General features: G+C 68.8%; 14 protein-coding genes, 1 pseudogene and 1 riboswitch. Of the genes and pseudogenes, 2 read left to right on the top strand and 13 right to left on the bottom strand.

Features of this window, described 5'->3' with window-relative positions:
• Positions 1-3: 3 nt before the first annotated feature.
• Both ACO07J_RS02395 and ACO07J_RS02390 read left to right on the top strand, forming a co-directional pair.
• Positions 4-3702 carry an AAA family ATPase gene (locus ACO07J_RS02395; protein WP_422025944.1) on the top strand — a complete coding sequence of 1233 codons (3699 nt, stop codon included), beginning with the start codon at positions 4-6 and terminating at the stop codon, positions 3700-3702.
• The gene (locus ACO07J_RS02390) at positions 3699-4340 is read left to right on the top strand and encodes a VOC family protein (protein WP_422025942.1); all 642 of its coding nucleotides are present in this window, start codon (positions 3699-3701) and stop codon (positions 4338-4340) included. Before ACO07J_RS02395 ends, ACO07J_RS02390 begins: the two co-directional genes overlap by 4 nt.
• A gap of 63 nt (positions 4341-4403) precedes the next feature.
• On the opposite strand, the gene ACO07J_RS02385 is transcribed toward ACO07J_RS02390, so the two are convergent.
• From ACO07J_RS02385 to ACO07J_RS02325, 13 genes and pseudogenes are all read right to left on the bottom strand, one after another.
• The gene (locus tag ACO07J_RS02385; RefSeq protein ID WP_422025940.1) at positions 4404-4862 is read right to left on the bottom strand and encodes a DUF3299 domain-containing protein; all 459 of its coding nucleotides are present in this window, start codon (positions 4860-4862) and stop codon (positions 4404-4406) included.
• A gap of 41 nt (positions 4863-4903) precedes the next feature.
• Positions 4904-5416 (bottom strand): DUF3299 domain-containing protein, encoded by a 513-nt coding sequence (locus tag ACO07J_RS02380; RefSeq protein ID WP_422025938.1) that lies wholly within the window; start codon positions 5414-5416, stop codon positions 4904-4906.
• Positions 5413-6663 (bottom strand): ABC transporter permease, encoded by a 1251-nt coding sequence (locus ACO07J_RS02375; protein ID WP_422025936.1) that lies wholly within the window; start codon positions 6661-6663, stop codon positions 5413-5415. Before ACO07J_RS02375 ends, ACO07J_RS02380 begins: the two co-directional genes overlap by 4 nt.
• Positions 6660-7361, bottom strand: a complete 702-nt coding sequence (locus ACO07J_RS02370) for an ABC transporter ATP-binding protein (protein ID WP_422025934.1) — start codon at positions 7359-7361, stop codon at positions 6660-6662. Before ACO07J_RS02370 ends, ACO07J_RS02375 begins: the two co-directional genes overlap by 4 nt.
• Positions 7358-8032, bottom strand: a complete 675-nt coding sequence (zrgA, locus tag ACO07J_RS02365; protein ID WP_422025932.1) for a zinc uptake protein ZrgA — start codon at positions 8030-8032, stop codon at positions 7358-7360. The genes ACO07J_RS02370 and zrgA overlap by 4 nt, the downstream gene beginning before the upstream one ends.
• 172 nt (positions 8033-8204) lie before the next feature.
• Positions 8205-8501, bottom strand: coding sequence for a DUF6525 family protein (locus ACO07J_RS02360; protein ID WP_422025930.1), 297 nt, complete (start codon positions 8499-8501; stop codon positions 8205-8207).
• The gene (locus ACO07J_RS02355) at positions 8498-9130 is read right to left on the bottom strand and encodes a DUF1826 domain-containing protein (RefSeq protein WP_422025928.1); all 633 of its coding nucleotides are present in this window, start codon (positions 9128-9130) and stop codon (positions 8498-8500) included. The genes ACO07J_RS02360 and ACO07J_RS02355 overlap by 4 nt, the downstream gene beginning before the upstream one ends.
• Positions 9127-10335 (bottom strand): annotated as a pseudogene (locus ACO07J_RS02350) (GTP-binding protein). Before ACO07J_RS02350 ends, ACO07J_RS02355 begins: the two are co-directional and overlap by 4 nt.
• Entirely contained in the window at positions 10332-11438 is a 1107-nt protein-coding gene (locus tag ACO07J_RS02345; RefSeq protein ID WP_422025926.1) for a CobW family GTP-binding protein, read from the bottom strand. Before ACO07J_RS02345 ends, ACO07J_RS02350 begins: the two are co-directional and overlap by 4 nt.
• A 286-nt stretch (positions 11439-11724) precedes the next feature.
• On the bottom strand, positions 11725-12150 hold the full coding sequence (locus ACO07J_RS02340; protein ID WP_422025924.1) for a pseudoazurin: 426 nt from the start codon (positions 12148-12150) through the stop codon (positions 11725-11727).
• 18 nt (positions 12151-12168) lie between these two features.
• Entirely contained in the window at positions 12169-12933 is a 765-nt protein-coding gene (locus tag ACO07J_RS02335) for an ABC transporter ATP-binding protein (protein ID WP_422025922.1), read from the bottom strand.
• Positions 12930-13991, bottom strand: coding sequence for a FecCD family ABC transporter permease (locus tag ACO07J_RS02330; protein WP_422025920.1), 1062 nt, complete (start codon positions 13989-13991; stop codon positions 12930-12932). Before ACO07J_RS02330 ends, ACO07J_RS02335 begins: the two co-directional genes overlap by 4 nt.
• The gene (locus ACO07J_RS02325; protein WP_422025918.1) at positions 13988-15010 is read right to left on the bottom strand and encodes an ABC transporter substrate-binding protein; all 1023 of its coding nucleotides are present in this window, start codon (positions 15008-15010) and stop codon (positions 13988-13990) included. The genes ACO07J_RS02330 and ACO07J_RS02325 overlap by 4 nt, the downstream gene beginning before the upstream one ends.
• Positions 15011-15162: 152 nt before the next feature.
• Positions 15163-15371, bottom strand: a riboswitch (cobalamin riboswitch).
• Positions 15372-15449: the final 78 nt, after the last annotated feature.

Raw genomic sequence — 15449 nt, 5'->3', positions numbered from 1 at the left:
GTCATGCAGGAACTCAGGATCAACCTTTTCGGCGTGTTCGAGGCCCGCATCCACGACGTGCCCGTCCGGATGCCGACACGCCGCGTCGAACTGATACTGGCGCTTCTCGCACTCTCGCCCGAAAAGGCGTTCAGCCGGTCCCACCTCGCCGCGCTGCTCTGGCCCGAGCAGGAAGACGCACAGGCGCGGGCGTCGCTTAGGCAGGCGTTGTTCCGGCTGCGCGGGGCGCTCGGCACGGAACATTCCGGGGCAATCGAGACCACGACGGGCTGGGTCAAGCTAAGGCGCGCTGCGGTGGTGCTCGACGCGGATGCGCTCGACGCCAAAGATGCCCCGGCGGCCGACATCCCGAGCGGCCTTCCGCTCGACGGGCTTTCGGGCTTCGAGCCCGAGATCGAAGACCTGATCGACACGGCCCGCGCCGAACTGCGCCGCCGCCTGTGCGACTGGCACGAGGCCGCGGCGGCGACGGCGCTTTCGGAGCGGCGATTCGTCGACCTGGAAGGTCATGCGCGGGCCCGCCTTGCCGTGGAACCCTACGACGAGGCGGCGCTGCGGGACCTGATGACAGCGCTCTGGCGACAAGGCCGGCGCAATGCGGGCCTTGCCGCCTTTCGCCAGATCAGCCAGAGGATCCGTGACGACCTTTCCGTTTCCGTGGAAGACCAGACCACCGCGCTCTACCAGGCCATCCGCGCCGCACGCGAAAAGGAGTCGGCCCCCCCCCGCACGCCGCAGACCCGCCCGGACGACACGGCCCCTGCCGAACCGGAGACGGGCGCGAAACCAATGCCGCCCCCGCCCGGCAGCCCTTTCATCACCCACTTGCGCAACCTCGCGGTGATCCACATCCGCTCAGAGCGGCTGCGCGCGGCCCTGCGCGACCCCGATCCGGAAAACGCCGAAGCCGGAAGCCAGAAGGCCATTCGAGACATCGAGGTCGCGGTCGCGCGCGAGGGCGGAGAGATCATCGGCCGGGCCGGACACCAGCTCTCGGCCGTCTTCGGCGCACATCGCCCCGACGAAAGCCCCGCCCTCTCCGCCGCGCTCGCCGGTTTCGAGATCGCCCGGCAGGACTGCGCCGTCGGCATCAACGCCGGCACCGGGCTGGTCGGCCCGCAATCGGCGACCTACCCGCTCGCGCACGTGGCGCAGTCCCTCGCCGACATGGCCCAACCCGGCGAGGTCCGCGTCGCCCCGGAGGTCGAGGCCGCCTGCCGGGGGGCGTTCGTCTTTTCCGATGTCGCGCCGGCCCCGGGCCCCGACGGCGCACCCTCCTGGCGGCTCGAACGCGAAACCTCCGCGCGCAGCGGCTTCGATATCCGTGTGGCCCGCGGGCTCAGCCGGTTCGGCGGGCGGGCGCGCGAACTCTCGGCGCTGGCCGAGGTCGCGGACCATCACGGCCCGCGCGTCGTGGCCATCATGGGCGAAGCCGGGATCGGCAAGTCGCGCCTCGCCCACGAGTTCATCAGGCAGTACGAGCCGACAACTCTGATGCGCGTCCAGTTCGGGCGCGGCGAGGCGGGCGGCGGCATCGCCTGCTTCCGCGACATGGTGCGGGCCCTGCTGCGCATGGAGTCGGAGCCGTCGGCCGCGGCATTGCCGGGCATTCTGCGCGAACGGCTGGGCGACCCGGGGCTTGCCGAAACGCTTCAGCCGCCCATCGCCGGTCTGCTGGGGCTCGCCGGGCCAGAGCGGGCATGGCTCGACCTGTCGCGCAACCGCAGGCTCCAATCCCTTGCCGATGCCCTCCTGACGATCATCGCGGCGCTCTGCGACCGGAAAAGCGTGCTTCTGATCGAGGATACGCACTGGGCAGACGACGATGCGCAGCTCCTGGTCGAGCGCCTGGTCCTGTCGCTGGGGGTGGAGGGCCCGATGGTGATCGTCACCCGGCGGCCCGGCAAGGCCGAAAGCTGGCTGGGGCACGAAACCGTCCGAAGCCTGCCCCTGCGCCCCCTCGACCGTCACGAAGCCGAGGCGCTTCTGGAAGGGTCGGCCTTGCCCGGCAACGTCCGCACCGCGATCCTCGAACGCGGCGATGGCGTGCCGCTGTTTCTCGAGGAACTCTCCCGGGCCGCCACGGCGGCGCCGGACCTGTTCGACGCGGCCCCGCCCTCCTCTATTCCAGACACCTCAAGCACCGGGATACCGATCGCTTTGCGCGGCATCCTCTCCTACCGCATCGACGCGCTGCCCGCCGCCGCTCGCCAGACCCTCGAGGCTGCTGCGGTCCTCGGCTCCGCCCCGACGGACGATCTGCTGGCAAGCCTCAGCGGCCTCCGCCCCGATGCCTACGAAACCGCCCTGTCGACCCTCGCCGATGCCGACCTGCTCTACCGCATTCGAACCTTTCCGCAGCGGTCCTACGCCTTCAAGCACGCCCTCGTGCTGGACGCCGCCTACCAGGGCATACCGGCCAGCCGGCGCACGGCGCTTCACGCGGGCGTGGTTCGCCTCCGCGACGACCCGGGGCAGACGTCCGGGCTGGATGACACCGTTCTTGCCGGCCACGCCCTTCGGGGCGACCTGCCGGACCGCGCGCTCGACCTGGCGATGCGGGCCGCGAAAGACGCGGCCACGCGATCCGCCTACGCGCTTGCAAACCGCATGACCGACCTTGCCCTGCAGGCCATCGAACAGCTTCCCCCAAGCGACCAGCTCCTCCGCGAGGAAGCCGGCATCCTGTCCTGGCGGCGGGCCCTGCTGTGGCCGCTGGGCCAGAAGGCGCGCACCGTGGAAGGCCTGAAAAGGGCCGAAGCCATCGCAAGGCAGCTCGGCGACGACCGGAAACTGGCCGAGGTCTGTATCCACCGCGCCTACATTCACACCGACGATGGCCAGCCGCAGACCGGCCTGGAATATGCCGGCAAGGCAGAAGCGGCGGCCTCCCGCATGGGAGACGCCCGGCTCGTGGCCGAGGCCGTCCTCGCCCGGTGCCAGACCTACGCGCTGCATGGCCGGATGCGCGCGGCCCTTCAGGCGATCCGCCCCCACGAAACGGCCTGGGATCAGCGCCGGCACGTGCAGGACGGTCTTCTGGTGACGCGGCACGTCATGCTGAAGTTCCACACCGGACGCGCCCACGCGGCGCTGGGGGACGGCGCAGCGGCTTGGCGCGACATACGCTTGGCAGCCGAAACGGCGGCAGAGACGAACAGGCCGGTGGATCGCTATATCGCCATGCGGGGGCTCGCCGATATCTGCGTGTTCTCCGACGCGCCAGAGCCCGCCATGCAGGCCTATGCCGCCGCGCGGGAGATCGGGCAGCGCGCCGACACGCCGGCCTACGTGGCATGGGCCGAAGCGGATATGGCGGAGCTCAAGCTGGCCTCCGGCGCGTTCGAGGAAGGTCTGGAAGAGTTGCAGGGCTTCCTGGCCCTCGCGGATGCGACGCTGCTTCAGATCGCCCAGATCAAGGCCAGGGCCGCCGTGGCCTGCGCGGTCCGGAACGAGGCCAAGGGCTCGGTCCGGCAGCTGCAGGACGTTCTGCAGGACGCCGAGGCGGCGGACATGCCGATCATCCGTATCAAGCTGCTCCGCGAAATGGCCGCCCGTCTCAAAGGCCACGATGACGACAAGGCCGCCGCCGCGACGAAAGCGGCAGATGCCATCCAGGCAGAGGAGGGTTACGCGACCGCGGAACTGCCCGCGCATGCCCGCGTGGCCGACCTCATTGACGCGCTCGGCATGGGCGGATGACACGGATCGACCACGTCTTCGTCTTCCCCCGCGACCCCGCCGCGTTGCAGCAGCGGCTGGACATGGAGGGACTTGTACCCTCTTTCCGGCGAAACCACCCAGGGCAGGGAACCGCGAATGTCTGCTACTGCTTCGAGAATACCTATCTCGAGCTCCTCCGGGTCGAAGATGCCACGGCAGACCGGCATCCGCACGTGGCCCGCACGGCGCTGATACGGCGCGGCTCCGGCGACGCCTCTGTCTGCCCTGTCGGCATCGCCTGGCGCGACGCGGCGGACGGAGCGATGGAGGTCGACACCTGGGATTATGAGCCGCCCTTCCTGCCCGCCGGCGCCTCCATTGCCGTCGCGACCGAAAGCGATGACCCGGCGGTTCCCTTCGTGTTCCGCTCTCCCGGCGACAGGCCCCCTTCCGAATGGACGGACGGCCGCGCCGGAGCGCTGCAGCGAAGCGCCGGGCTTGGCCGGGTCGAGCGGATCATCCTGCGCCATCCGCCCGGCTACCGGCCCGGGCCGGCCATTGCCGAACTGGCCAGGCGCACCATGCTTTCAGTCGAGACCGCGCCGCGATGGTCATTGAGCCTCGCGATCACGCGGCTATCGGGCGGGCCGCCTGTGCATCTCGACGACATCTGCTAGGTCGGGCTACCCTATGCTCCGCGCAAAGGGCGACCGCCTCGCAGAGGTTGCGATATCAGGGGGTCAATACCGGAAAGGCTCGATGTCTTCCGCCGAGAGCGCGTAACCGATATCGGCCAGTTGCGTGGAGGTGGCCGCAGTTCCGAACATGCCTGTCACCGTGACCGCTTCGAACAAGCGATCCGACGGGTAAGGTTCGCTCGCCGTGACCAGCACCAGCTGGTTCGCGGGCGGCGGCGGCACGTGCACGCAGGCGCCGACATAAGGCACGAGGATGAAGGCGGTCACGCCCCTGCCGTCGAAGTCAATGGGCACGATGAACCCCGACATCCGCACGATCTGCCCGTTCCAGTCAGTCCTGACGCCGGAGGAAGCCGGCTGGCCGGCCGCCATCGCGCTCTCGTCGTGCGGCAGAAGCGATTGAAGGTCCGGTGGCACCGGGGTTTCGCCTTCGGGCAGCAGGTCTTTCCAGCCAAGGTCGACGATGGTTTCCGCCAGGCCCGGGCCGGCAGTGGCCAGCACGGCCAGCCCCCCGAGTATGGCGCGACGTGTGGGACGGTACGCTACCATTCGTAGGCCTCGATCTTCTGCGCCGTCATCCGGTAACCCACGTCGGCGATCTGCGTCGTCAGCGGCTGCGCCGACAACCGCCCGTAGACCCAGACCGGATCCCACATCCGGTCGCCCGGCCACGGCCGCGCCGTGGTCACGAAGACAAGCTGGTTGGGCGGCGGCGGCGGCGTGTGGATGCAAGCACCGACATATGGCACCAGCATGAAGGTGGTCACCCCCGCCGAGGTCACGTCGAAGGGGATCATGAACCCCGGCAGCTTCACCGCCTTGCCGTTGAGCCGCGTGTTCACCTTCTTCCCGTTGGCGTCGTATTCCGGGTTCCAGGTGTCGTTGGCCTCGTCGATCTGGCCAAGGCCTACGATCTCGCCATAGGGCACGCCCGGCGGGATCAGGTCTTCCCAGGTGATCTCGCGAAACCCGCTCGCCACCGCCCGCCCCGGCAGGGCGGCAGCGGCGGCCATCAGCGCAAGATACGCCCGGCGGGAAAGGAAGCTCTGCGTCATATCCTCACCATCATGCCATCGGCCAGCGACAGGCGATAGGCCCTCAGTGCCGGCAACAGGCTTACAAACCCTGCCGCCACGATCACACCTGCGAGAACGGCCAGTTCCCGCCCATCCGGCAGCCCGATCGGCAGCCACAGGCCGAAGGCGCTGTCGACCAGCGGCTGCGCGATGACAAGCCCGCCATAAAGCAGCCCCAGCCCCAGAACCGCCCCCGCTGCCGCCATCAGCGCCGCCTCCAGCACCAGCAGCCCCAGGATCGTCGCCGGCCGCGCCCCCATCGCCCGCCAGATCGCCATTTCCCGCCGCCGCTCGTTCAGCGAGGAGAAGATCATCGCCATCATCCCCAGCAGGGCCGTCACCACCACCATCGCCGACACCGCCAGCAGCGCGGTCTCCGCCACGCCCACGATCTGCCACAGCTCCTGCAGCGCCACGCCCGGCAGAACCGCCAGCAGCGGCTCCTCGGGATATTCGTTGATCCACCGCTGCAACCCGAAGACCTGCAGCCGCGATTCCACCCCCACCAGCGCCGCCGTCACCGCCTTGGGTGTCAGGTCCATCTGCCGGATCTGCTCGACCGGCGTGGTCCGCCCCGGGATCTTGGCGCCGGAACGCCAGTCGACATGGATCGCCTCGATCGCCTCGAGGCTGACGATCACCGTCCGGTCGACCGGCGTGCCCGTCCGCGCGACGATGCCGGCCACGCGGAAGGGCTGGTCGTCATGGTCGGTGAAGGACGCCAGACCGTGCGACACCACGATCGGGTCGCCCGCCGCGTAGCCCAGTGTCTCGGCCACCTCGGCCCCGATCACCGCGTCATAGAGATCCTCCAGCCCGTGTCCCCCGGACAGGTCCAGCGACCGCCCACCGCGATACTTGTAATGCTCGAAGAACGCCGGCGTCGTTCCCATCACCCGGAACTGCCGGTGGCTGTCACCCAGAGAGATCGGCACGATCCAGTCCACCTCGGGCCGCGCGGCGATATCCAGGTAGCTTTCCCATGTCACGTTGTTGGTCGCATTGCCGATCCGGAAGACAGAGTACAGCAGCAACTGCACCGACCCCGACCGCGCCCCCACGATCAGGTCGGTGCCCGAAATCGTGTCGGCAAAGCTCGCCTTCGCCCCGGTGCGCACCTTCTCGACCCCGAGGAACAGCGCCACCGACAGGGCAATCGCCAGCACCGTCATCCCCACGGTCAGCGCCCGCGCCAGAAGCGAGCCGATGGCCAGCCGCAGGATCATGCCGCCCGCCTCTCCGCCCGGGCGATCTCGGCCAGCGGCACGACCCGGTCGAACCGCCCGCCCAGCCGCTCGTCATGGCTGACCATCAGAAGCGACGACCCGGTCGCCGCGACCTGCCCGAACAAGAGCCCGAGGAAACTGTCCTGCGTGGCGGCATCCAGCGCCGATGTCGGCTCGTCCGCCACGATCAGCGGCGGCTCCCCGATCAGCGCCCGCGCCACGGCAACCCGCTGCTGCTGCCCGACCGACAGCCGCCCGGCGGCGGTGCCCGGAATATCCTCGGCCAAGCCCAGCGCCGCGCACAGCCGCGCGCTCTCGGCGCGGGTATCCGCGACGCGCCTGCGCCGCTCTGGCGCGAACCGCAGCGGCAACAGGATGTTGTCGGTCACCGAGGCATATGGCAGAAGATTGAACTGCTGGAAGATCACCCCGATCCGCTCGGCCCGGAAACGGTCCCGCGCCCCGGCCCGCAACGCGGCGATATCGGTGCCCCCGACACATACCTGCCCGGCCTCCGCCGTCACGATCCCGCAGATCAGCGACAACAGCGTCGACTTCCCCGATCCGCTCTCCCCGATCAGCAGCACGCTTTCCCCCGGCGCCACCCGGAACTCGGCCACCGACAGCCCGAACGACGCGCGCCCCGGCCAGCGGAACCGCACGTCCTTGAGGGACAGCGCCGGCGCCTCGGGCGTCATTCGAAGGTCAGCACCGCCGACCCCCGGGTCAGCTCCGCAGCCCCGGCACCGGTGCCGGTCACGTATTGCACCTCGATCTTCCCGGCATTCTCGAACTGGCCGAACATCGGGAACCCGACCGAGGTCAGCGCCGCCCCGTCCTCGCAGGTGAACCGGTAGCGGACATGGAACTCGCTATGCCCCGCGCCACGGTCATGGGCGTGATCCTCGCCGTCGGCATGGACGTGCTCGGAGTCGTGGTCGTGATCCCCACCCTCCTCATGCTCATGCTCATGATCGTGATCTTCACCCTCGCCATGGTCGTGATCATGTCCCTCTTCCCCGGCACGGCCGTGATCATGCCCATGGTCATCCCCGCCCGAATGCAAATGCGCCAGTACCTCCGTCAACCGACAGCCTGCCCCTTCCGGAAGCGTGACGATATCCTCGGGCGACAGGAACACCCGGATCGCGTCCTCGACGGCGTCCTTGTCCCCGGGCGAGGTCGCCTCGTGCTCGAACCCCACGATATCCATGCCCGGCGCGCGCAGGTCGAGTTCCAGCACCCCATCCTCCACGGCGATCTCGACGGTCGAGACGCCATGCACATGCGCCCCCATCCCGCGTGTCTCCTCCGCCACCGCCGGGGTGGCCATGGTTGCGGCAAAGATGGCAAGCGTCGTGCGTTTCATGTCATGTCCTTCTGATAGGGATCAGGGATGCTATGGGGTCAGGCGCTCACCCGCAGGGTGTCGCAAGCGAGCATCGGGCGGTGGATTTTTCCGTGCAGCTTCAGGTTATGATCCTGGCGACCCGCCCCTTCCACATTCATCGTTTTCCACCTGCCAACCCGATCTTGTTAGCTTATAACATATCTTTCCTGCGGCGCAATTGGTCTTGGCGAGGCAGGCGGGACTCAGGGTGGCCAATTCTTGCCAGTGTCTTCTGCTCGGCCCGTTCGAGCCTCGCAAGCACGTCGCCGACACTGGCCCCCTCCGCCTCCGCCGCGCGCCAGATCTTTCGGCAGGAGGCAGGCGACCACGGCAGGGCCGCCTGTGCCAGCCATTGGCGCAGATGCGGGGGCAGCCGGTCAAACTCGCGCATCGGTTCGCGGGCGCGCCGCTGGCGGTTCAGGGATGTGGCACCGAGGTTGCTCATCATCGCGCCTCCGGACAAGCGACCGGGTCGAGCACCAGCACGAGCCGGGTTTCGCCAGTTCCGTCGATCGGCGGGGAGCGGTGCAGAACACCGCCGCCCCCACCGTAGGGCCAGAGCTTGCCGCGCAGGAGAAGCGGCGCCCCCGTGGGCGCATTGAAAACCTCGCGCGGCGCGTCACCCCCCTGCCCTTCGCCATATTCCGTGCCCGTCCCGCGATAGGTGCAGATCAACCGGGTCGTCACCGCGTCGACATGGAACCGGCCGCAGGCGTTGCCGCTCACCCAGTCGAGCCGCAGTCGCAGATAGGGGGCTTTCGCAAGGGGCGCGAAGATGTCGGCCAGTGCCGCGATGTCGTCGACCAGCAGGTCGCGCTCCGGCCCGGGCGGTGTGCCTGCGCCGTCGCAGAGGGATGCCACGGCGGCACGCACCTGAGCCGGGCGCAAGATGACGCGGGCCGATGGCAGGTGATCCGGATGCAGCCCGTCGAGCCATGTCTGGAACGTCGGCAAGGGCGTGCGGTGCCATAGTGCGGCCGCCACACCGTCCTGCCGGATGACCTCGAGGTCCTCGGTCCGATGGACGATTTCCAGCCCGGCAACCACCTGCTCCGCGACGGTCCGAACCAGGGTCATGCCGCCTCCGACCGGCGCCATTGCGGGAAGGGATCGGCCAGGTCGGGCAGCGCGTCGGGGCCCGGCGCGCGCTCTTCCGGCACCAGCACCGACTCCAGTGTCCGCTTCAGCGCCGGCCAGTCGATCCCGGCGCCGATGAAGACGATCTCCTGCCGCCGGTCGCCCCATGGCTCCTGCCAGTGGTTCGCCAGGTAGCTGCGTGCCTGCGGGTGATCGGGTCAGCGTTCCTTCGGCACCGAGGCCCACCATGTGCCCAGCGGCGCGACGGTCGACAGGCTGCCCGCCAGCGAGAACTCGGCCACCCACTCGGGCCGGGTGGCGATCCAGAAATGCCCCTTGGCGCGGATCACCCCCGGCAGCGGCCCGTTCAGCACGTCATGGATCCCCTGCGGATCGAACGGCCGCCGCGCCCGGAAGACGTAGGAGCTGACCCCGTATTCCTCGGTCTCGGGCACGTGGTCGGCGAAGCCATAGAGCTCCTTGGCCCACATCGGGTGCTCGTGCGCCTTCTCGAAATCGAAAAGCCCGGTATCGAGGATCTCGCCCGCCGGCACGTTCGCGTGGTTCGTCTCGATGATCCGCGCATCGGCGTTCAGGCTGCGGATGATCTTGCGCGCGGCGTCGGTCTTCTCCGGCCCGGCATCGGCCACCTTGTTGAGGATCACCACGTCGGCGAACTCGATCTGGTCAGTCAGCAGGTGCACCAGCGTGCGCTCGTCGGCCTCTCCCATGGTCTCGCCCCGGTCGCGGAGGAAATCGTGGCTGGCGTAATCGTTCAGCAGGTTCACCGCGTCGACCACCGTGACCATCGTGTCGAGCCGGGCCACGTCGGACAGGCTGTCGCCGTATTCGTCGCGGAAGTCGAAGGTCGCGGCCACGGGCAGCGGCTCGGATATGCCGGTGGATTCGATGAGCAGGTAGTCGAACCGCCCGGCGGCGGCGAGGCGGCGCACCTCGTCGAGCAGGTCGTCGCGCAGGGTGCAGCAGATGCAGCCGTTCGACATCTCCACCAGCGTCTCGTCCGTCCGCGACAGCTCGGTATCGGCGCGCACGAGATCGGCGTCGATGTTCACCTCGGACATGTCGTTGACGATCACGGCAACGCGCCGCCCCTCGCGGTTGTTGAGCACGCGGTTCAGAAGCGTGGTCTTGCCGGCGCCGAGGAAGCCGGAAAGCACGGTCACGGGAAGTCTGGTATCGGTCATGGCATGAGGCCCTCTTCTTTGGTTTCGGTTCCAGCCACGCGCGGCAAGCGCGAGCGCAGGTTGTCGAGGCTTTGCTGAAGCTCCGGCCGGGTGATGTCGCGGGCGATCACCACGATCCGGGATTGCGTATCGCCGCCGGGCCAGTTTTCGACGGCCACGGGCGGGTCGAAGACATGCTGGACCCCGTGGAACACGAAGGGTTTCGGCAGGCCCTCGATATGCACGATGCCCTTGATCCGCAGGATGTCCGGCCCGCGCAGCGCGACGAGGCTTTCGAGCCAGAGGTCGAAGGCGACGTCGGGAACCGGCTCGTCCAGCACAACGGAGGCCGAGCCGATCCGGTCATCGTGCGGTGAGTGGTGCGGCTTGCTTTCCATCCGGCGAGTCAGGCCCGACAGGTTGGCCAGCGGGTCCGTCACGGGCTCCGGCCGCGACAGCCACGCCATCGCATCCTCGGGCTTCGCCCCCGGCCTCAGCGCCGACAGCCCCCAGAGCGAGCCTTCCGGCACCTGTCCCCGCACCGCCCGCAGGATTCGCGCGGCCGGCTTGAGCCCGGCAATCCGCGTCTCGAAACGCGCGGCGGCCTCTGGCGTGACAAGGTCTGCCTTGCTGAGAATGACAAGATCGGCCATCGCGATCTGCGACACGGCCTCGAACTGCCGGTCGAGCGTTCCCGGCCCCGTCGCGGCATCCGCGACCGTCACCACCCCGTCCATCCGCACCTGTCCGGCAAGGGCCGGATCGACATTGAAAGTCTGCAGGATCGGCCCCGGATCGGCGAGCCCGGTCGTCTCGATCACCACGCGGGTGAAGTCGAGCGTGCCGGCCGCGCGCCGCGCCAACAGATCGCCGATCACGCGGCTGAGGTCGCCGCGGACTGAACAGCACAGGCAGCCGGATTGCATCAGAACGATCTCTTCGTCGACCGCTTCGATCAGGTCGTGGTCGAGCCCGGCCTCGCCGAACTCGTTGACGATGACCGCGACACGCGCGGCGCCGGGCTTGGCCAGCAGCTGGTTCAGGACGGTCGTCTTGCCCGCGCCGAGGAAACCCGTGAGAAGGGTTACGGGTACGCGAGTGTCGGTCGCAGCGTGCCGTAGCATCCGGGCCTCCGTGTTATCTTATAACATTCATGCCGATGTACATGATATGAAATAACATGACAAGTCACCGGTATCCGAAAGCTGGCGACACGGCGGATCCGGCCCGGCCTTTTGGGCGGAAAACCAACGTCGGTATAACGTCGGTATTTTGTCGGTATCACGTCGGTGCAATTTCGGTACGGGCGGACGAGGCGGGCAATCGACCGAGGGATTCGGTGACACCGCGGACGATGCCGTCTAGGCGACGCAGAACGCGGCCTACCTTCAGGGCGGCCGGGCGCGCCGCTCAGTCGGCGGTTTGGCGGGCGAGGATCGCCTGAAACCGGTCGCGGGCGCGGGTGGGCAGGTCTTGGGGCAGGGCGTCGGGCGACAATGGCGCGTTGCCCACCCGGATCAGCATCACCATCCCCATCATGACGTGGGGCGAGCATTTCACGCCATAGAGGCCTTCCGCCTCGAGAGTGATCTCGATCTCCTCGTCGATCCTGCCGATGAACCGCCCGGCCCCGTCGGGCAGCATGCCGGCGATGGAGGCCGCGTTGTGGCCGGGGTCGGTGGCGAGGAAGCGGATGGTGTCGCCCGGTCGGGCGGCGACGAAATCGGGCTCGAAGACCATGGCGCCGGTGGCGTTGCGGTTGAGCATCTTCACCTCGTGCAGCTCGGCCATGGCGAGGGACGGCAGAGCGACGAGGAGGGCGAGGAGCGGTTTCATCGGGGGCCTTTCAAAGGATCAGGCGGGCTTGTGGAAGCGCAGCACGCGGGCGCCGTCGGCCGGGTCGGTCAGGATGCTGGCGGTGACGGCAAAGCTGTCGGCAAGGCGATCGCAGGTCAGCACCTCTTCGGGCGGGCCGAGGGTGACGAGGCGGCCCTTCTGCAACAGCGCCAGCCGGTCGCATTCCATCGCCTGGTTGAGGTCGTGCAGGGCGACGATGCTGGTGACGGGAAGGCGCGCGACCAGCGACAGGATGGACAGCTGGTGGTGGATGTCGAGGTGGTTGGTGGGTTCGTCCAGCAGGAGGATCTGCGGCTCCTGCGCCAGCGCCCGGGCGATGTGGACGCGCTGGCGCTCGCCGCCGGAGAGGGTGGTCCAGTGGCGGGTCTCGAAGCCCTGCATCTCGACCGCGGCGATGGCGCGGGCGACGGTGGCCTCGTCCTCCTCCGACCAGGGGCGGAGCGCCGAGAGCCACGGGGTGCGGCCCAGTTCGACGGCGTCACGCACGGTGATGCGGTCGCCGGTTTCGGCCTGTTGCTCGACCAGCGCGATGCTTTGCGCGATCTGCCGTCGCGGATAGGAGGCGAGGTCGCGCCCGTCCAGCGTGACGCGGCCGGCGGTGGGGGTGCGGATGCCGGCGAGCATCTTCAGCAGGGTGGATTTGCCCGAGCCGTTGGCACCGATCAGGCCGAGGGTTTCGCCCCGCCGCACGTCGAGGGTGATGTCCTGCACGATGGGCTGGCGGCGGACGGACCAGCCGAGGGATTGGCAACTCAGGCTCATCGGGAGGTTCTTCCACGGATCAGGATCAGGGCGAAGGCGGGGGCGCCGACCAGCGCGGTGATCACCCCGATGGGCAGCACCTGCCCCGGCACGAGGATGCGCGAGATCACGTCGCAGGCGATGAGGAACACCGCACCCGCCAGCGCCGAGGCCGGGACCAGTCGCCCGTGACGGACGCCCACGACGAAACGCATGGCGTGGGGGATGACGAGGCCGACGAAGCCGATGGAGCCCACCATCGAGACCATCGCCGCCGTCACCAGCGCGGCGATGCCGATCAGGGTGACCTGCACCCGGCGCACCGCGACGCCGAGGGAGGCCGCGCTATCGGTGCCGAAGGTGAAGGCGTCGAGCGCGCGGACATGCCAGAGGCAGGTGAGCACCGCCAGCGCGACCGCCGGGATGGCGACGATGACGTCGTCCCAGCGCACGCCGGAGAGGTTGCCCATCAGCCAGAACATGATGCCGCGGGCCTGTTCGGCATTGGCCGACTTGGCGATGATGAAGGCGGTGAGCGCGTTGAAGAGCTGCGAGCCGGCGATGCCGGCCAGCACGATGACGCCGGCCGCGCGCACCCCTGCCCCGCCACCGGCGGCACGGGCCAGCGCCGCGACCATCACGAAGGCCAGCGCAGCCCCCGCGAAGGCCCCGGCCGACAGCGAAACCGCCCCCGCGCCCAGGCCCGCGATGGTGACGGCCACCGCCCCGGTCGAGGCCCCGGCCGAGATGCCCAGCAGGTAGGGATCGGCCAGCGCGTTGCGCAGGAGCGCCTGCAGAACCACGCCCGACAGCGCCAGCCCCGCCCCGCAGCAGGCCGCCACCATGGCGCGGCTGAGCCGGTACTCCCAGACGATGCCGGCGTCGATCCGGTCGACCGCGTAGCCAAGGCCGAAGAGCTTGTTGCCCAGCACCTGCAGCACGGTCGTGACGGGAATCGCGGTTTCGCCGATGGCCGCGCCCAGGATCAGCACCACGAAGAGCACCGGGGGCGCGATCCACCCCCAGTGCCATGCCGCGCGAAAGGGCCCGCGCGCCGTGATCTCGATCGCCTCGCTCATTGGCCGAAATCGAACCCGGCCAGCGCCTCGGCCACGGTTTCAAGCCCGAAGATGGTGCGCATGGTGGCGCTCATGGCGTGGGCGTCCATCACCACGATGCGGTTCTCGCGCACCGCCGTCATCTGGCTGGCGACCGGGTCGGTGCGCAGGAACTCCATCTTCTTCTCGATGTCGTCGGCGGGGAAGCGGCGGCGGTCCATCCGGGCAATGACCAGCACGGTGGGATCGGCGCGGGCGATGGTCTCCCACCCCACGGTGGGCCATTCCTCGTCCGACTGGATGACGTTCTCGATGCCGAGCTTGTCCATCATGTAGCCCGGCGCGCCCTTGCGCCCGGCGACGTAGGGGTCGATTTCCAGGTCGGCGGAGGAGAACCAGAAGGCGGCCGAGATGCCGTCGGGCAGGTCGAGCGACCGGGCCAGGTCGATGGCGGCGGTCTCGCGCGCCTGAAGCTTGCGCACCAGCTCTTCGCCGGCGGCCTGCACGTCGTGGATCGCGGCCAGCTCGCGGATGCCCTTGTAGACCGAGTCGGTCGAGAAGGCCCCGGTGCGGGTGCCGTCGCCGCCGGTGGTGTTGTCCTTGGTGTCGCAGTCGGCGGGCATGATGTAGGTGGGAATGCCCAGCTCGTGGAACTGGTCGCGGGTGGCGACGATGCCGGAGGGGCCCACATGCCATTCATACTGCACGGCGACGAGGTCGGGCTTCTTGTTGACGACGCTTTCGAAGCTGGGGTCGTTGTCGGCGAGGCGTTCGATGGCCTCGTTGACCTGCGCGTATTCGGGCAGGACCGGGTTGAACCAGACCGAGGTGCCCACGACACGGTCGGCGAGGCCCAGCGAGTAGAGCGTTTCGGTGGCCGACTGCCCCACCGTCACCGCGGTTTCAGGGGCGGCATCGAAGGTGATGGGCCGGCCGCAATTCTCGACGGTGAGCGGGTAGCTGGTGGATTGCGCATGGGCGGCCGACACGGCAAGGCCCAGGCATGCGGCGAAGACGGCCGCAGGACAGAGGTGTTTCATCATGATCTCCGGATTGGTGAAATCCGGGCAATCGGGCTGGCAGGTGAGGTGCGGTCGTGGAGCGACAGGTGGCGCGTGGCGATGCGCATTGCGCGCGGCTGGCGGTTCGGGCGGTCCATCGGCAGTCCTTCCCCCGGGCAACCCCGCCCGGTGTTACGGTTGACATGCCGGCAGGTCTCCTGACTTGCGGGTCATCGCTTGGCCGGGTCTTCCCGTCGCGCTTGGGCGCAACAGTGACGTTGTCCGGCGTCGCTAACCGCTCACAGTTGCGGGGGCAGTCACGGTCTCGGTGCCTGATGGCTACGCCTCACCGTGTTCCCTTTTCATTTCCTCTCGGAAAACCGACGGCGCCATGGAGCATGGAACGCGGTGCCGGGTCAAGACGGTTCGGCGGACCGGCGGATCATTGGGCGGAAGCGGTCCGACAACGAACGAGGAG

The sequence above is a fragment of the Roseovarius sp. genome (genome assembly GCF_965228755.1).
Taxonomy (GTDB): Bacteria; Pseudomonadota; Alphaproteobacteria; order Rhodobacterales; family Rhodobacteraceae; genus Roseovarius.
This window is presented reverse-complemented; position numbering and strand designations above follow the sequence as displayed.

Excerpts from the sequence above, each read along its gene's own strand:
- ACO07J_RS02395 (WP_422025944.1), top strand. The coding sequence starts at position 4 with ATGCAGGAACTCAGGATCAACCTTTTCGGCGTGTTCGAGGCCCGCATC.
- ACO07J_RS02390 (WP_422025942.1), top strand. The coding sequence starts at position 3,699 with ATGACACGGATCGACCACGTCTTCGTCTTCCCCCGCGACCCCGCCGCG.
- ACO07J_RS02380 (WP_422025938.1), bottom strand. The coding sequence starts at position 5,416 with ATGACGCAGAGCTTCCTTTCCCGCCGGGCGTATCTTGCGCTGATGGCC.
- ACO07J_RS02375 (WP_422025936.1), bottom strand. The coding sequence starts at position 6,663 with ATGATCCTGCGGCTGGCCATCGGCTCGCTTCTGGCGCGGGCGCTGACC.
- ACO07J_RS02370 (WP_422025934.1), bottom strand. The coding sequence starts at position 7,361 with ATGACGCCCGAGGCGCCGGCGCTGTCCCTCAAGGACGTGCGGTTCCGC.
- zrgA (WP_422025932.1), bottom strand. The coding sequence starts at position 8,032 with ATGAAACGCACGACGCTTGCCATCTTTGCCGCAACCATGGCCACCCCG.
- ACO07J_RS02360 (WP_422025930.1), bottom strand. The coding sequence starts at position 8,501 with ATGATGAGCAACCTCGGTGCCACATCCCTGAACCGCCAGCGGCGCGCC.
- ACO07J_RS02355 (WP_422025928.1), bottom strand. The coding sequence starts at position 9,130 with ATGACCCTGGTTCGGACCGTCGCGGAGCAGGTGGTTGCCGGGCTGGAA.
- ACO07J_RS02345 (WP_422025926.1), bottom strand. The coding sequence starts at position 11,438 with ATGCTACGGCACGCTGCGACCGACACTCGCGTACCCGTAACCCTTCTC.
- ACO07J_RS02340 (WP_422025924.1), bottom strand. The coding sequence starts at position 12,150 with ATGAAACCGCTCCTCGCCCTCCTCGTCGCTCTGCCGTCCCTCGCCATG.
- ACO07J_RS02335 (WP_422025922.1), bottom strand. The coding sequence starts at position 12,933 with ATGAGCCTGAGTTGCCAATCCCTCGGCTGGTCCGTCCGCCGCCAGCCC.
- ACO07J_RS02330 (WP_422025920.1), bottom strand. The coding sequence starts at position 13,991 with ATGAGCGAGGCGATCGAGATCACGGCGCGCGGGCCCTTTCGCGCGGCA.
- ACO07J_RS02325 (WP_422025918.1), bottom strand. The coding sequence starts at position 15,010 with ATGAAACACCTCTGTCCTGCGGCCGTCTTCGCCGCATGCCTGGGCCTT.